Origin of the sequence: Flavobacterium okayamense, assembly GCF_019702945.1 — a bacterium.
Classification (GTDB): domain Bacteria; phylum Bacteroidota; class Bacteroidia; order Flavobacteriales; family Flavobacteriaceae; genus Flavobacterium; species Flavobacterium okayamense.
Genome location: NZ_AP024749.1, coordinates 2299752 through 2317014 on the forward strand (window position 1 = coordinate 2299752; position 17263 = coordinate 2317014).

General features: G+C 36.1%; 9 protein-coding genes, 2 tRNA genes and 3 rRNA genes. 1 reads left to right on the forward strand and 13 read right to left on the reverse strand.

The features are described 5' to 3' along the window. Positions 1-55 precede the first annotated feature (55 nt). From rpsA to KK2020170_RS10750, 8 genes are all read right to left on the reverse strand, one after another. Positions 56-1819: a 30S ribosomal protein S1 gene (gene rpsA, locus KK2020170_RS10715; protein ID WP_221258329.1), complete on the reverse strand. Its 1764-nt coding sequence runs from the start codon at positions 1817-1819 to the stop codon at positions 56-58. 152 nt (positions 1820-1971) lie between these two features. Next, a complete protein-coding gene (locus KK2020170_RS10720) occupies positions 1972-3198 on the reverse strand; it encodes an MFS transporter (RefSeq protein ID WP_221258330.1) in 1227 nt (408 codons plus the stop codon). Between the two features lie 22 nt (positions 3199-3220). Beyond that, positions 3221-3910 carry a (d)CMP kinase gene (cmk, locus tag KK2020170_RS10725; RefSeq protein ID WP_221258331.1) on the reverse strand — a complete coding sequence of 230 codons (690 nt, stop codon included), beginning with the start codon at positions 3908-3910 and terminating at the stop codon, positions 3221-3223. A gap of 3 nt (positions 3911-3913) precedes the next feature. Continuing rightward, a complete protein-coding gene (gene porQ, locus KK2020170_RS10730) occupies positions 3914-4951 on the reverse strand; it encodes a type IX secretion system protein PorQ (protein WP_221258332.1) in 1038 nt (345 codons plus the stop codon). A 100-nt stretch (positions 4952-5051) separates the two neighbouring features. Then, positions 5052-7502 carry an endopeptidase La gene (gene lon, locus KK2020170_RS10735; protein WP_221260038.1) on the reverse strand — a complete coding sequence of 817 codons (2451 nt, stop codon included), beginning with the start codon at positions 7500-7502 and terminating at the stop codon, positions 5052-5054. Positions 7503-7685: 183 nt separating this feature from the next. Beyond that, positions 7686-8684, reverse strand: a complete 999-nt coding sequence (locus tag KK2020170_RS10740; RefSeq protein ID WP_221258333.1) for a DUF6252 domain-containing protein — start codon at positions 8682-8684, stop codon at positions 7686-7688. Positions 8685-8722: 38 nt separating this feature from the next. After that, on the reverse strand, positions 8723-10012 hold the full coding sequence (locus KK2020170_RS10745; RefSeq protein ID WP_221258334.1) for an MFS transporter: 1290 nt from the start codon (positions 10010-10012) through the stop codon (positions 8723-8725). 57 nt (positions 10013-10069) lie between these two features. Next, positions 10070-10888: a M48 family metallopeptidase gene (locus KK2020170_RS10750; protein WP_221258335.1), complete on the reverse strand. Its 819-nt coding sequence runs from the start codon at positions 10886-10888 to the stop codon at positions 10070-10072. 122 nt (positions 10889-11010) lie between these two features. On the opposite strand from KK2020170_RS10750, the gene KK2020170_RS10755 reads away from it, so the two are divergent. Beyond that, on the forward strand, positions 11011-11868 hold the full coding sequence (locus KK2020170_RS10755; protein WP_221258336.1) for an alpha/beta fold hydrolase: 858 nt from the start codon (positions 11011-11013) through the stop codon (positions 11866-11868). Between the two features lie 89 nt (positions 11869-11957). Here the strand turns inward: KK2020170_RS10755 and rrf are convergent. From rrf to KK2020170_RS10780, 5 genes are all read right to left on the reverse strand, one after another. Beyond that, positions 11958-12067, reverse strand: a 5S ribosomal RNA gene (gene rrf / locus KK2020170_RS10760). 167 nt (positions 12068-12234) lie between these two features. Further along, positions 12235-15107: ribosomal RNA gene (locus KK2020170_RS10765) — 23S ribosomal RNA — on the reverse strand. A 107-nt stretch (positions 15108-15214) separates the two neighbouring features. Beyond that, a tRNA-Ala gene (locus KK2020170_RS10770) sits at positions 15215-15288 on the reverse strand. 86 nt (positions 15289-15374) lie between these two features. Further along, positions 15375-15448 (reverse strand) — tRNA-Ile (locus KK2020170_RS10775). Between the two features lie 87 nt (positions 15449-15535). After that, positions 15536-17051, reverse strand: a 16S ribosomal RNA gene (locus KK2020170_RS10780). The 16S, 23S and 5S rRNA genes sit together here with 2 tRNA genes alongside, the layout of an rRNA operon. Positions 17052-17263: the final 212 nt, after the last annotated feature.

A 17263-nucleotide genomic window follows, 5' to 3' on the forward strand; every position in this document is an offset into this window, starting at 1 on the left:
CTTAGCTTCTCGACTCCGCTCGAAGTGACGGCTCAGTGTGAAAAGGAATAAGAGATTATTTTTCTCCTTTTTCCATTTTAGCTTTTAATTCAGCTAATGCATCGATATCACCTAAAGTTGATTTCTCAGCATTGTTTGAAGAAGTTGAAGTTGTAGCTTCTTTAACAGCTTTTTCTTCTTCTTCACGGAAAATTGCAGTATGAGATGCAACTACTCTTTTGAATTCTTTGTTGAACTCAATTACTTTGAAGTCAGCAGTATCACCTTTTTTCAATTTTTTACCATCTTCCATTTCTAAATGACGTGAAGGAATAAATGCAACAACATCATCACCGAAATCTACAGTAGCACCTTTGTCTACCATTTCTCCGATTGTTCCGTTGTGAATAGTTCCAACAGCGAAAGCATCTTCATGCTTATCCCATGGGTTTGCAGTAGTTTGTTTGTGACCTAAAGATAATTTACGACCTTCTACATCTAACTCTAATACTACAACATCCATTTTATCACCTACGTTTACAAATTCAGATGGGTGTTTGATTTTCTTAGTCCAAGATAAATCAGAAATGTATACTAAACCATCAACACCTTCTTCTAATTCTACGAAGATACCAAAGTTTGTAAAGTTTCTAACTGTACCTGTGTGCTTAGAACCTACTGGGTATTTAGAAGTAATATCAGTCCAAGGATCTTGCGATAATTGTTTGATACCTAAAGACATTTTACGCTCATCTCTATCTAAAGTTAAGATAACCGCTTCTACTTCATCACCAATTTTCATGAAATCTTGAGCTGATCTTAAGTGAGTAGACCAAGACATTTCAGAAACGTGGATTAAACCTTCAACACCTTCAGCAACTTCGATGAAAGCACCGTAATCAGCTAAAACAACAACTTTACCTTTTACTTTATCACCAACTTGTAAGTTAGCATCTAAAGCATCCCATGGATGAGCTTGTAATTGTTTTAAACCTAATTGGATACGTGTTTTCTCATCATCAAAGTCTAAGATAACTACGTTTAATTTTTGATCTAATTCTAATACTTCACTTGGGTGATTGATACGAGACCAAGATAAATCAGTAATGTGGATTAATCCATCTACACCACCTAAGTCAATGAACACACCATAAGAAGTGATGTTTTTCACAACTCCTTCTAATACTTGTCCTTTTTCTAATTGACCAATGATTTCTTTCTTTTGTTCTTCGATATCAGCCTCGATAAGTGCTTTGTGAGAAACAACAACGTTTTTGAATTCGTGGTTAATTTTTACCACTTTGAATTCCATAGTTTTGTTTACGTATTGATCGTAATCACGAATTGGTTTAACATCAATTTGAGAACCTGGTAAGAATGCTTCGATTCCGAATACGTCAACGATCATACCACCTTTAGTTCTACATTTAACGAAACCGTTAACGATTTCACCAGACTCATTAGCAGCGATAACTCTATCCCATGCTTTGATAGTTCTAGCTTTTCTGTGTGACAATACTAATTGTCCTGTTTTGTCTTCACGAACGTCGATTAAAACTTCTACTTTATCTCCAACTTTTAAGTTAGGATTGTAACGAAATTCGTTTAAAGAAATAACACCTTCTGATTTAGCATTGATATCAACGATAGCGTCTCTATCAGTAATTCTAACTACAACTCCTTCTACAACTTCTTGATCATCTGTTGAAACGAAAGTTTTTGCTACTAAATCTTCGAATTCTTGTAAGTTTTTCTCATCTACTGCATCAATTCCTTCTGCGTAATTGTGCCAGTTAAAATTTGCTAAAAACTCTTCTTGTGTTTTGTTAATTTCAGCCATGCTGATTTAAAAAATTTGTATGTTGAATTTTTCCGGATTTCTAAACAGTAAAAAATACCAACAGTGTTTTACTTAAATAATTGATTCCTAATGGAAATCCGTTACTGCCAAAAGGTGCGCAAAATTACAACTAATTATTGAAATACAAAAACTTACGTTGCTTTTTTATGTAGAAAAATCTTAAACAAAAAATAGACTAATAAAACGATAGAAATTAATCCAGAAAAGAAGAACCATACTTGACTCCAATTAATAATGTTATTCAAAGAAAAGTAACTAGTAATTAAAATTCCACTAAAAAAACTACCTGATAATGAACCAAAACCATTTACAAGCATAACCAAAAGTCCTTGAGCTCCTGCTCTAGTTTCTGTTGGTGTATTTTCATCTAAATATAAAGAACCTGGAACAATAAAGAAATCAAATGCCAATCCGTAAGATATTGATGATAAAATGACAAATGATAATTCAAAATAGATACTTGCAAGATATAAAAACAAAAACTTACTTATCCATGCAATAAATCCAAAAACAAATAACCTTTGATTACTGTAGCGTAATAAGAAATAAGGCATGACAATTAAAAACAATAATTCAGAAATTTGTGAGACTGAAACTAATATAGCAGGATATTCAACTAAAATTGAATTATTATTAATTGATGAGCTAATTTGATGAATAAAAGCATCTGTATAACCATTGGCAACAATTAAAGCAACTCCAAAAAAGAATGCCAATAAATAAAACGGTATTAACTTCTTATTGTTTATCAGGCGTAATACATCAAACCCTAAAACTTGAACCCAATTTTTACCTGTTGCTGGTTTGTGTACTTTAATACTAGGCATTAGAAATGAAATTCCGAATAAAAGAAATGATGCAATTGCCGAATAATAAAATTGATTCACCGATGCTTCATTGCCAGTTAAGCTTATAATCCATAAAGCACAAATAAATCCGAAAGTTCCCCAAACTCTAATTTTTGGATAATTAACTTTTACAGAAATTGAGTTTTCATTTAATAATTGATAGCTATAGGAAATCAACATGGGTAAAGTTGCCATATATAAAATCATATAGATAAGTAATATCCAGAAAAATGATAACGGATTATCTAAAAGTGGAACAAGTAGCATAATTATTCCTGCAGTTAGATGTAAAACTCTAAAAACTGTAGTTGTATTTAAATATCGATCACATAAAAAACCAAATAACGAAGGAAATCCAATTGCCGACAATCCAATTGTTGAATAAATATATCCGAATTGTTCAGGTTGCCAACCCAACGAAAAAAAATAGGTAGCTAAAGTTACTAACCAAGTACCCCAAATGAAAAATTGAAAAAAATTGAGTGTTTTTAGCAGTGATTTTACTCCCATTTTTAAACTAATGTGTTTAAAATTAGGAATTTATTTTATCATTTACTAATTGTAATACTAAATTAAATTGCTCTTCTTTTGAAAGTGTAGAATTATCAACCACAATTGCATCTTCAGCCTGAACTAATGGAGAATCGTCTCTGTGTGTATCAATATAATCTCTTTGTTGAACATTTTCTAAAACTTCTTCAAAAGTTACACGTTGTCCTTTTTCGGTTAATTCTTTAAATCTTCTCTCTGCTCGAGTTTCAGCAGAAGCAGTCATGAATATTTTTAATTCTGCATTGGGGAAAACAACTGTACCAATATCTCTTCCATCCATAACAACTCCTTTTTCTTTACCCATTTCTTGTTGTTGTTGGACTAATTTAGCACGTACTTCAGAAATTTCAGCAACCTTACTAACATTTTGAGAAACTTCTAATGTTCGAATGGCTTGTTCTACATTGGTATCATTAAGATACATTTCGGCAAATCCTAAATCAGCATTATATTGAAACTTTAAATTAACATGATTCAAATTAGAAATAATTACTTCTTTGTCTAAATGATTTTCGGAAACCCAATTATTTTGCATGGCATAAAATGTAACTGCTCTATACATTGCTCCTGTATCTACATAGACATATCCTAAAACATTAGCAAGTTGTTTAGCTAAGGTACTTTTACCAGTTGATGAAAACCCATCTATTGCAATTGTAATTTTTTTCATTCTTTAATAACGATTATAATCTCCGTCTAAATTAATAAGTAATCCAAATAGACTTGTATTTGCCGCAGCTGTATATCTAGAATACGAATAATTAAATCGAATTCTTCCAATACGTAAACCTATTCCCGCTGATATTCCGGAGAAATTTCTTTGATCGACAATTCTTAATTCTTCTGCTCTTCTAAAATTATATCCCAAACGAATATTAAATCCTTTTTCTGGAAATAATTCTGCCCCAATTATTACGTGACGAAGTGCATTATTTATAAAAGATACTTTTTCTTCTGTTACTTCACCATCCAAAGACTCTTCTGCTCTATTCGGATTTGAAAAAGCAATATTCCATTCTTGTAAATTCTCTAATGTTAAATGCCAACGAATTGGAACGTGTTCTAATAATTGTGAAATACCCGCATCTATTGACAGTGGTAACTTTTCGTTTGTATCAGCATAAGGTTTTAACTGAAAACCAATATTTCTAAACGTTAAGCCGTAGTTAATATCATTTTTATCATCAATATAAAGAAAACCTACATCAGTTGCTGCGCCCCACGAATTATAACTTTCTAAAGTTGAAGAAATCAATTTTACATTAGCCCCCATGTAGAAGTTGGTCCAAGGAACATTGTAAGCATACCCAAAAGACAAAGCCGCTTCACTTCCTGTAAAATCAGAAGTTGGATTACCTAACTCATCATACCCTTCAAAAGTCCCATAATTTACATATTGAACTCCAGCATGAAACGTTTGCACGTGTTGATCCCAAGTGTAGGCATAAGCTGCTGTTCCATAAGAAACTTCACCATAGTAACTTCCATAATTAACAGAAAGTTGTTTATGCATATCTATGTTTATAGTAGCTGGATTATAAATTGCTTGCATTACATCGTAATCGACAACAGTGACGGTTTTACCACCTAATGCAGCTTGTCTTGGAGATTGTGAAAGATTTAAAAACTGATAAACATACTTCCCTCCAATTTGTGAAAAGCTAGACAGCGATAAAATAAGGAAAAAGTAAACCAGTCTTCTTTGTAGCATTTTTTTTATTTACTATATACTAAACGCAAATGCGAAGATAAAATTATATACACATATAAAAAACAAAATCCGATTATTTCTAATCGGATTAAGCTTTGAATTATAATTTCTTAGCATTTTTAACTTTCTGATTTATAATTGCTATATCAATTACTTCTTTCATTGTATCAACATAATGAAACGTTAATCCTTTTAAATATTCCGATTTTATTTCATCAATATCACGTTTATTTTCAGAGCATAATATAATTTCTTTAATATTTGCTCTTTTTGCAGCCAAAATCTTTTCTTTGATTCCACCAACAGGTAAAACTTTACCTCTAAGCGTAATTTCTCCTGTCATTGCCAACGATTTTTTCACACGCTTTTGTGTAAAACTAGAAACCATTGAAGTTAACATCGCAATACCAGCACTAGGGCCATCTTTCGGTGTAGCACCTTCAGGAACATGAATATGAATATTATGTGTTTCTAAAACTTCTGGCTTAATTCCTAAAATTTCTGTATTCGATTTAATATATTCTAATGCAATAGTTACAGACTCTTTCATTACATTTCCTAGACTTCCCGTCATGGTCATTTTCCCATTACCTTTAGAAATGGTAGATTCGATAAATAAAATATCTCCACCTACCCTTGTCCAAGCTAATCCTGTAACAACACCAGCAGAATCATTATTTTCATATTTATCACGCTCTAATTTAGGTGCTTTTAAAACTTCTACAATATCTTCATCTGTAACTTTTACATTGTAGTCTTCTTCCATGGCAATAGACTTAGCAGCGTGACGTACCATTTGTGCTATTTTCTTTTCTAAACCACGAACACCAGATTCTCTTGTATAACCTGTTACAATTTTTTCAAGTTGTTTCTTTCCAATAGTTAAATCTTTATCAGTTAATCCGTGCTCTTTTAATTGTTTAGGCAACAAATGTTGTTTAGCAATTTCAACCTTTTCTTCAATTGTGTAACCCGACATATTTATAACTTCCATTCTGTCTAATAATGCAGGTTGAATAGTTGAAAGACTATTTGAAGTCGCTATGAACATTACTTTCGATAAATCGTAACCTAATTCAAGAAAATTATCATGAAACTCTGAATTTTGTTCAGGATCTAAAACCTCTAACAATGCAGAAGACGGATCACCATTATGACTAGATGATAATTTATCAATTTCATCTAAAACAAATACTGGGTTAGATGTCTTCGCTTTTTTTATAGATTGTAAAATTCTTCCTGGCATTGCACCAATATAAGTTTTACGATGTCCTCTAATTTCTGCTTCATCACGTAAACCACCTAAAGACATACGAACGTATTCTCTTCCAAGTGCTTCAGCAATTGATTTTCCAATTGATGTTTTACCAACACCTGGAGGCCCGTACAAACATAAAATTGGAGATTTCATATCATTACGTAGTTTAAGAACCGCTAAATGTTCAACAATTCGTTTCTTAACATCTTCTAAACCATAGTGAGCCTTATCTAATATTTTTTGTGCCCGTTTTAAATCGAAATTATCTTTTGTATATTCATCCCAAGGTAATTCTAAAAACAATTCTAAATAATTTCTTTGAATTCCAAAATCGGGAGAATTTGGATTTGTTCGTTGTAATTTTGAAACTTCTTTTTCAAAATGTTGAGCTACTTTTTCATTCCATTTTTTCGTTTTGGCTTTAGCTCTCATTTCTTCAATTTCAGCTTCATGTGAAACACCACCCAATTCTTCTTGAATAGTTTTCATTTGTTGCTGTAAGAAATACTCGCGTTGCTGTTGATCTAAATCAAAACGAACTTTAGATTGAATGTCGTTTTTAAGCTCTAATTTTTGAAGCTCTAAATTCATGAAACGTAAAGTCTCAAGGGCTCTTTCTTTTAAGTTATTTACTGATAAAAGCTCTTGTTTCTCTTTTACCAATAAATTCATATTAGAAGAAACAAAATTTACTAAAAACGGATTACTTTCAATATTTTTAATTGCAAAAGTAGCTTCTGTTGGAATATTTGGACTTTCCTTAATAATTTCAATAGCAAGCTCTTTAATTGAATCAATTATAGTTGAAAATTCTTTATCATCTTTTTCAGGGCGGATTTCAGGAACTTCCTTAATAGTAGCTTTTAAATAAGGTTCTTCTTGTGTAAATTTATCAATTGCAAAACGTTTTTTTCCCTGAAGAATAACAGTTGTATTTCCATCTGGCATTTTTAAAACTCGAATAATTCGAGCAACAGTTCCAATATGATAAACATCGTTAGCTGTTGGTTCTTCAACAGCTTCATCTTTTTGTGCAACAACTCCAATTACTTTTCCTGAAGCATTGGCATCATTTATTAATTTTATAGATTTATCTCTACCTGCTGTAATAGGAATTACAACACCAGGAAATAAAACAGTATTACGTAAAGAAAGAATAGGTAAATCATTTGGCAACGATTCATTATTCATTTCCTCTTCATCTTCGGGAGTTAATAATGGAATTAACTCTGCATCTTGATTCATTTCTTGTAGTGACAAATTGTCAATAGTAATTATTTTTGAATTTGGCATATCGTGTTTATGGGTCATTTTGTCATTAAACATCTAAAAATGTAAACCTCTAATTATATATAAATAAAACATAATCAGTAGTTTACAAATTTACATAATGTATTTCTATATAACTAAGTCAAGATTTATGCCATAAAAAAACCCGAAACTATACTTCGGGCTTTTGTGATATTATATTATATTTTATTGATAAATTATATCAAAACTTCCATTAGTTATTTGATAACTTCCAGAAGTCAAAAAGCTTGTAGCAGTAAACTCAAAAGTTCCAACAATGCGTTTTGAACTTGTGTTATGAGTTGTAATTGTTACTGTACCTGGATCAGCTCCAAAAATATTTCCTGTATTATCTAAATTATACATTCCTATATTATTATTCCCTAAAGGTAAATCATCTAAAGGATATGTGCCTGGTGAAATTGTTTGATTTAAGGTTAAACTAATTGTTTCTACAGCACCTCTTCTTCCAATAAGTGATATTTGACTACCTGTTATATAACCATCAACATTTGTTGGGTTATAATCAGCACCATCAACCTTACAAAAAAAACTATTATTTCCTGGTGAAGTATTATTAGCAGTATAGCTTAAATTAAACACTCCGTTTGTGAAAACTTTTGTTTCTGTATTTGTTAAAGTACTATCAAATCTAACTCCTGTAAATTTAAAAGTTCCAGAAATTGTATTATTTGTAGTGTTTATAGAAGAAATAACTATTTCAGCAGTATCTGTATATCCAACATAACCTGTACCACTGGCTTGTGAATTGCTCAAACTTAAAAAAGATGTTTGTCCACTACCTGGAGAATAAGTAACCGCCATTGGATTATTTGGCGATGAATTAGCCCAAGTGTATGTCCCTACTGTACCATTTGGAATTGTAATTTGAAAAAAACTACCATTTAAATGTATTCCTGTCAATGCAATATAACTCGAATTTACAATAGCTTGCGTAGTGTTTGCATTCCAAGTTTGTCCATCAAAATCTGCTTTAAAAACACTTGATCCAGAACTACCACCAGAACCTCCACCGTTCCCTCCAGAACCAGAACCTCCACCATTATTTCCACCTGAGTTATTTCCCGAATTTGACAGTAATGATGGATCTAAAGGTTCAACATCACTACATGCTGCAAAAAATAAAATTGCAAAAACAGATAAAACTAAATTTATTTTTTTCATTATTTATTAGATAAAGTTTTTAGAATTGTCAAATATAATTATTTCTTTGGTACGCGCAATAATAAAATAATTCCTACAACGAAAAACAATGTTAAAAACACTATTGAATTTCTCATAGAACCAGTAATTTGGTCAATCATTCCATAGATTAACATTCCAATTACAATTCCAATTTTTTCTGCAACATCATAAAAACTAAAATACGAAGTTGTATCATTAGTTTCTGGCAATAATTTTGAATACGTTGAACGAGATAATGATTGGATTCCTCCCATTACCAACCCAACAAATCCAGCTGTTAAATAAAAATGAATAGGTTCATAAATAAAATAGGCTACTATACATATAAAAACCCATATTATATTAATTATTATCAACGATTTAATATTTCCAATTTTTTCAGACAATTTAGAGGTTAACAACGCACCAAAAATCGCTATAATCTGAATTAACAAAATACTAATTATTAGTCCTAGCACCTTTTCACTATCGTTTTTCCAATTAATTTCTTGCTCGCCAAAATAAGTTGCAACTAGCATTACTGTTTGCACTGCCATACTATAAACAAAAAATGCTCCTAAATATCTTTTTAAAGCAATTTTATGGAATAATTCTTTTTGAACTTTAAGTAATTCTTTAAAACCATTCAAAATTACATCTCGAGAAATCTTATCTCCTTTTTTATTACCTTTAGGTAGATAATAAAAGGAATATTGGCTAAATAGTAACCACCAAACTCCAGTCAAAACAAATGAAATTCTCATTGCTTGCAACCTTGATTCTTCTGATGAGGCAGTGAACACAAAATACAAACATATGAGAAGAAGTAAAACACTTCCTGCATATCCTAGCGAATATCCTTTTGCACTTAATTTGTCTTGTTGTTCTGAATAAGCAATATCTGGTAGATAAGAATTATAAAAAACTAAACTTCCCCAAAAACCAATTAATCCTAAATAAAAACATAAAATTCCAAAGTAAATGTTATCAGCTGTAAACCAATACATTCCTATACAAGATAATGCTCCTAAATAACAAAAAAACTGCATAAAGCACTTCTTATTTCCCATATAATCAGCAATCCCTGATAATAATGGGGATAAAATTGCCACCGTTAAAAATGCAAATGCTGTAACAAAACTTATTAAAGCCGTATTCTTTACATCAAATCCCAAAAAATTAATTGTAGGGTTATCCTTTGGAAATAAAAAACCATAATAAAGCGGAAAAATTGATGACGAAATTACAAGAGCATAAACAGAATTTGCCCAATCGTAAAAAGCCCATGCATTGCGAAGCTTTAAACTACCTTTTTCTAATAGAATCATAGTTGAAATAAAAAATCCCGACTAATATCGGGATTTGTATTTATATAGAAAACAATTTTACTTAAAAGTAACACCAAATTTAGCAGCTTCCGCTTTTGCTTGAGGCACTAATTCAGTTAATTTTTGAATTCTAGTTTGATTACTTGGGTGTGTACTTAAAATTTCAGGTGGAGCTTGTCCGTTAGATTGTGCAGACATTCTTTCCCAAAGTGAAACAGCATTTTCGGGATTATATCCTGCAATCGCCATTAATGTTAATCCTATCATATCGGCTTCACTTTCATGTGATCTAGAAAAAGGCAGCATACCTCCAACTTGACTACCTACCCCATAGGCTTGCATTACTAAAGCTTGAGTTTGTGGATCTTTATTACCAACAGCCACTTGCGTTCCAACAGCACCTATTTGCTGAACTAATCCAGCACTCATTCTTTGTTGACCATGATTTGCTAAAGCATGAGCAACTTCATGTCCCATTACAGCTGCAATTCCAGCATCATCTTTACAAATAGGCAAAATCCCTGTGTAGAAAACAATTTTACCACCTGGCATACACCATGCATTTAATTCATCACTTTGTACTAATTTGTATTCCCATTCATAACCGTTTAAATAATCTGCATGACCATTTGCATTTAACCATCTTTCAGCAGCAGTCTTAATTTTCATACCAATAGTTTCAATTTTTTTTGCGTCAGATGTTCCTGTTATTACTTTATTTTCATTCAGAAACTGATCATATTGTTGAAATGCCATTGGAAAAATTTGACTATTAGGCACCAAAGCCATAGTACTTTTACCTGTAAAAGGGTTTTTAGCACATGATAAAACCAATGCTAACATTAGCCCTAGTATAATTCTAACTTTTACATTCATAACTTATGTTTTTAACAAAATTAATCAATTATATTACTAACTTCAAAATTTGTTCCAAAAATTATCTTAATTACAATAAGTGTTTTTTTTGATATACTTAAATTTGAAATAAAAAATATAAAATGTCAAAAAAGAAAAATATATCTTCTGATAATATTCCAAAAACAATAATATATACCGCAAAAGCACTTCAATTTATATCTACTGATTTAGCCGTAAAATTTGCTAAAAAACTTTTTACAACTCCCATAAAACATAAACTCCCGAAAAGAGAATTAGAGATGGAAACCAATTCAATTCAAGAATTTATTAAATTACCATCATTAAGTAAAAAAATAAGAATATACCATTATGGTTGTAGTAATAAAAAGGTTTTATTAGTACATGGATGGTCAGGAAGAGGAACACAATTAGTTAAAATTGCTGAGAAATTACTTGAATTAGGTTATAGTACAATTAGTTTTGATGCACCAGCACATGGAAAATCTCCAGGAAATAGTACTTTAATGACTGAATTTATCGCAAGTATACTTGAACTGGAAAAGAAATTTGGACCATTTGAGTACATTGTTGGTCATTCCTTAGGTGGAATGTCAACATTGAACGCCATTAAACAAGGATTAAAAGTTAAAAAGGCAGTAATAATAGGTAGCGGAGATAGTGTTAACGATATTCTCCAAGATTTTGTCTCAAAATTAGAATTGAATAAGAATATAGCTATTAAAATGAGAGATTCTTTTGAAAAAGAATACCAAATGGATATGGAAAGCTTTTCAGCTTATGTCGCAGCAAAAGAGGTTAAAGTTCCAGTATTAGTTGTCCATGATAAACTAGATAAAGATGTTCCTTATTCTGCTTCTGAAAACATTCACAAACATTTAGAAAATAGCGAATTACTTCTGACTGAAGATTTAGGTCATCGTAAAATATTAGGAGATAAAGAAGTTATTATTAAGATAGTTGATTTTATTTCTAAATAAATTAGAAGAAATTTTGATATAAACTAAAAAAATAGTCCTAATTTTTAAAAACAAAAAATCCCCATCATTACTGATGAGGATTTTCAAAAGAAAGGCGGCGACATACTCTCCCACCGGATGGCAGTACCATCTGCGCAATCGGGCTTAACTTCTCTGTTCGGAATGGGAAGAGGTGAGCCCCGACGCAATAACCACCTTAAGTTTTAAGTCTAAAGTTAAAAGTTACAAGTCAAAAAGTATATCTTACTTTGGACTTTTGTCTTTCGACTTTTGACTGCAACCATGGTTGCCAATATCTTAACATACTGAGAAAAGAATCTATTTGATTCAGAAAGAAAGTGTCCCCGCCCTAAAGCGGGGAGACGCGTACATAAGCTTACGGGTTATTAGTACTACTCGACTATGACATTACTGCCTTTACATCTATAGCCTATCAACCTAGTCATCTTCTAGGACCCTTAAAAGAAATCTCATCTTGTGGTGGGTTTCGCGCTTATATGCTTTCAGCGCTTATCCCTTCCCAACGTAGCTACTCAGCAGTGCCCCTGGCGAGACAACTGATACACCAGCGGTTAGTCCAATTCGGTCCTCTCGTACTAGAATCAGATCCACTCAAATTTCTAACGCCCGCAGTAGATAGAGACCGAACTGTCTCACGACGTTCTGAACCCAGCTCGCGTGCCACTTTAATGGGCGAACAGCCCAACCCTTGGGACCTTCTCCAGCCCCAGGATGTGACGAGCCGACATCGAGGTGCCAAACCCCCCCGTCGATGTGAGCTCTTGGGGGAGATCAGCCTGTTATCCCCGGCGTACCTTTTATCCTTTGAGCGATGGCCCTTCCATGCGGAACCACCGGATCACTATGCTCTACTTTCGTACCTGATCGACCTGTATGTCTCTCAGTCAAGCTCCCTTATACCATTGCACTCTACGCACGGTTACCAAGCGTGCTGAGGGAACCTTTAGAAGCCTCCGTTACTCTTTTGGAGGCGACCACCCCAGTCAAACTACCCACCAAGCAATGTCCCCCGAATCATCGGGGTTAGGCCTCAGACAAGCAAAGGGTGGTATTTCAACAATGACTCCACAACGCCTAGCGACGCCACTTCAAAGTCTCCCACCTATCCTACACATCACGTGTCCAAGGTCAATACTAAGCTATAGTAAAGGTGCACAGGGTCTTTTCGTCCCACTGCGGGTAATCGGCATCTTCACCGATACTACAATTTCACCGAGCTCATGGCTGAGACAGTGTCCAGATCGTTACACCATTCGTGCAGGTCGGAACTTACCCGACAAGGAATTTCGCTACCTTAGGACCGTTATAGTTACGGCCGCCGTTTACTGGGGCTTCAATTCAATGCTTCTCCGAAGATAACATCTCCTCTTAACCTTCCAGCACCGGGCAGGTGTCAGGCCCTATACATCATCTTACGATTTAGCAGAGCCCTGTGTTTTTGATAAACAGTCGCCTGGACCTTTTCACTGCGGCCAGCATTGCTGCTGGCGACCTTTCTCCCGAAGTTACAGGTCTATTTTGCCTAATTCCTTAGCCATGAATCTCTCGAGCACCTTAGGATTCTCTCCTCAACTACCTGTGTCGGTTTACGGTACGGGTACTTATCATCTAAGTTTAGAAACTTTTCTTGGAAGCCCTTAGGCACACTATCCCTTTGTCCGAAGACTCCGAGTACTATCGTATCTCACCAAAATCTACGGATTTGCCTATAGATCTTATAGCTACATACTTCAACGAACTATTCCGTCAGTTCGCGGTGCTTTCATCACTCCGTCATTCCATCACAATGATAAGTAGTACGGGAATATTAACCCGTTGGCCATCGACTACTCCTTTCGGATTCGCCTTAGGACCCGACTAACCCTCAGCTGATTAGCATAGCTGAGGAAACCTTAGTTTTTCGGTGTGCGGGTTTCTCGCCCGCATTATCGTTACTTATGCCTACATTTGCTTTTCTAAACAGTCCAGCCAACCTCACAGTCAACCTTCAACCCAGTTTAGAATGCTCCCCTACCACAGTTTCCTGTCCATAGCTTCGGTAGTATACTTATGCCCGATTATTATCCATGCTCGCCCGCTCGACTAGTGAGCTGTTACGCACTCTTTAAATGAATGGCTGCTTCCAAGCCAACATCCTAGCTGTCTAAGCAGGCAAACCGCGTTTTTTCAACTTAGCATACATTTGGGGACCTTAGCTGATGGTCTGGGTTCTTTCCCTCTCGGACATGGACCTTAGCACCCATGCCCTCACTGCTTACAATCATTTACTAGCATTCGGAGTTTGTCAGGAATTGGTAGGTGGTGAAACCCCCGCATCCAATCAGTAGCTCTACCTCTAGTAAACTAAATAAGCGCTGCCCCTAAAGGCATTTCGGGGAGTACGAGCTATTTCCGAGTTTGATTGGCCTTTCACCCCTACCCACAGGTCATCCGAAGACTTTTCAACGTCAACCGGTTCGGTCCTCCACTATGTGTTACCACAGCTTCAACCTGCCCATGGGTAGATCACACGGTTTCGCGTCTACCACTACTGACTAAAGCGCCCTATTCAGACTCGCTTTCGCTACGGATCCAGTACTTAATACCTTATCCTTGCCAGCAACGGTAACTCGTAGGCTCATTATGCAAAAGGCACGCCGTCACCCCAAAAGGGCTCCGACCGCTTGTAAGCGTATGGTTTCAGGATCTATTTCACTCCGTTATTCACGGTTCTTTTCACCTTTCCCTCACGGTACTGGTTCACTATCGGTCTCTCAGGAGTATTTAGCCTTAGCGGATGGTCCCGCCAGATTCACACAGGGTTTCACGTGCCCCGCGCTACTCAGGATACCACTATTCTTATCTTTTCTTACTTGTACGGGACTATCACCCTCTATGGTTAACCTTTCCAGGTTATTCTAATTCAATCCGCAAGAAATATCGTGGTCCTACAACCCCAGCATTGCCGTAACAACACTGGTTTGGGCTAATCCGCGTTCGCTCGCCACTACTTACGGAATCACTTTTGTTTTCTTCTCCTCCGCCTACTTAGATGTTTCAGTTCAGCGGGTTCGCCCTCCTATCGGAGTAATGCATCTTCAATGCATTGGGTTGCCCCATTCGGATATCTACGGATATAACGGATATGTGCTCCTCCCCGTAGCTTTTCGCAGCTTATCACGTCCTTCTTCGCCTCTGAGAGCCTAGGCATCCCCCATACGCCCTTATTTTGCTTATTGTACTTATTTAGCTTTACATTATAAAATGCAAAACTGTGCTTTCTATTCTACTTATTATATTTTTTCTTTTCTCAATATGTCAATGAACGGTTATCCTTTCGGATATGTGGAGAATATCGGAGTCGAACCGATGACCTCCTGCGTGCAAGGCAGGCGCTCTAGCCAGCTGAGCTAATCCCCCATTCTTAAATTCAGAATTATGAATTCAGAATTACGAATTTTGAATTCTCAACTTCCAGAATTTCCTTAAAAAAAACTCAAAAATAGTAGTCCCGGGCAGACTCGAACTGCCGACCCCTACATTATCAGTGTAGTACTCTAACCAGCTGAGCTACGAGACTCTGTATTTTTAGCTTTTTCATTAAATTTTTGAACTAACAGCGAGAGTAAAACTCATATCCAAACAAACCATCTTATCATTTCTCTAGAAAGGAGGTGTTCCAGCCGCACCTTCCGGTACGGCTACCTTGTTACGACTTAGCCCCAGTTACCAGTTTTACCCTAGGCAGCTCCTTGCGGTCACCGACTTCAGGTACCCCCAGCTTCCATGGCTTGACGGGCGGTGTGTACAAGGCCCGGGAACGTATTCACCGGATCATGGCTGATATCCGATTACTAGCGATTCCAGCTTCATAGAGTCGAGTTGCAGACTCCAATCCGAACTGAGACAGGTTTTATAGATTCGCTCCTTATCGCTAAGTGGCTGCTCTCTGTACCTGCCATTGTAGCACGTGTGTGGCCCAGGACGTAAGGGCCGTGATGATTTGACGTCATCCCCACCTTCCTCACGGTTTACACCGGCAGTCTTGCTAGAGTTCCCGACATTACTCGCTGGCAACTAACAACAGGGGTTGCGCTCGTTATAGGACTTAACCTGACACCTCACGGCACGAGCTGACGACAACCATGCAGCACCTTGAAAGACGTCCGAAGAAAGTCTAGTTTCCTAAACTGTCGTCTCCCATTTAAGCCCTGGTAAGGTTCCTCGCGTATCATCGAATTAAACCACATGCTCCACCGCTTGTGCGGGCCCCCGTCAATTCCTTTGAGTTTCACACTTGCGTGCGTACTCCCCAGGTGGGATACTTATCACTTTCGCTTAGCCACTCAGTTTGCACCGAACAGCTAGTATCCATCGTTTACGGCGTGGACTACCAGGGTATCTAATCCTGTTCGCTCCCCACGCTTTCGTCCATCAGCGTCAATCGTTTGTTAGTAACCTGCCTTCGCAATTGGTATTCCATGTAATATCTAAGCATTTCACCGCTACACTACATATTCTAGTTACTTCACAAAAATTCAAGCCCTACAGTATCAATGGCAGTTTCCTAGTTGAGCTAGGAGATTTCACCACTGACTTATAAGGCCGCCTACGGACCCTTTAAACCCAATGATTCCGGATAACGCTTGGATCCTCCGTATTACCGCGGCTGCTGGCACGGAGTTAGCCGATCCTTATTCTTACGGTACCGTCAAGCTCCTACACGTAGGAGTGTTTCTTCCCGTACAAAAGCAGTTTACAACCCATAGGGCCGTCTTCCTGCACGCGGCATGGCTGGGTCAGAGTTGCCTCCATTGCCCAATATTCCTCACTGCTGCCTCCCGTAGGAGTCTGGTCCGTGTCTCAGTACCAGTGTGGGGGATCTCCCTCTCAGGACCCCTACCCATCATCGTCTTGGTGTGCCGTTACCACACCAACTAACTAATGGGACGCATGCTCATCTTGTACCGTTGGAACTTTAATAATTTGAAGATGCCTTCAAAAGATACTATGAGGTATTAATCCAAATTTCTCTGGGCTATCCCTCTGTACAAGGTAGATTGCATACGCGTTACGCACCCGTGCGCCGGTCTCAAGTTAGCAAGCTAACTCTACCCCTCGACTTGCATGTGTTAGGCCTGCCGCTAGCGTTCATCCTGAGCCAGGATCAAACTCTTCATCGTAGTTTTTAAATATTGTACGATAAGTGCTAGGTTTATTTAATTTCAATTCGCCTTACTCTCTTAATTTTTACAACTTACATCTCTGTAAGTCGTGCTGTCAATCCAATATGTCTATGAACGTGTCTTCTATTCTTCTCGCCTCTCTCTCGATTAGCGGGTGCAAAAGTACAACCTTTTTTTTATCTCGCAAATGTTTTGCAAATTTTTTTTGA

Bases quoted from the DNA above. Each gene is read 5' to 3' on its own strand.
- rpsA (WP_221258329.1), bottom strand. From the start codon at position 1,819: ATGGCTGAAATTAACAAAACACAAGAAGAGTTTTTAGCAAATTTTAAC.
- KK2020170_RS10720 (WP_221258330.1), bottom strand. From the start codon at position 3,198: ATGGGAGTAAAATCACTGCTAAAAACACTCAATTTTTTTCAATTTTTC.
- cmk (WP_221258331.1), bottom strand. From the start codon at position 3,910: ATGAAAAAAATTACAATTGCAATAGATGGGTTTTCATCAACTGGTAAA.
- porQ (WP_221258332.1), bottom strand. From the start codon at position 4,951: ATGCTACAAAGAAGACTGGTTTACTTTTTCCTTATTTTATCGCTGTCT.
- lon (WP_221260038.1), bottom strand. From the start codon at position 7,502: ATGCCAAATTCAAAAATAATTACTATTGACAATTTGTCACTACAAGAA.
- KK2020170_RS10740 (WP_221258333.1), bottom strand. From the start codon at position 8,684: ATGAAAAAAATAAATTTAGTTTTATCTGTTTTTGCAATTTTATTTTTT.
- KK2020170_RS10745 (WP_221258334.1), bottom strand. From the start codon at position 10,012: ATGATTCTATTAGAAAAAGGTAGTTTAAAGCTTCGCAATGCATGGGCT.
- KK2020170_RS10750 (WP_221258335.1), bottom strand. From the start codon at position 10,888: ATGAATGTAAAAGTTAGAATTATACTAGGGCTAATGTTAGCATTGGTT.
- KK2020170_RS10755 (WP_221258336.1), top strand. From the start codon at position 11,011: ATGTCAAAAAAGAAAAATATATCTTCTGATAATATTCCAAAAACAATA.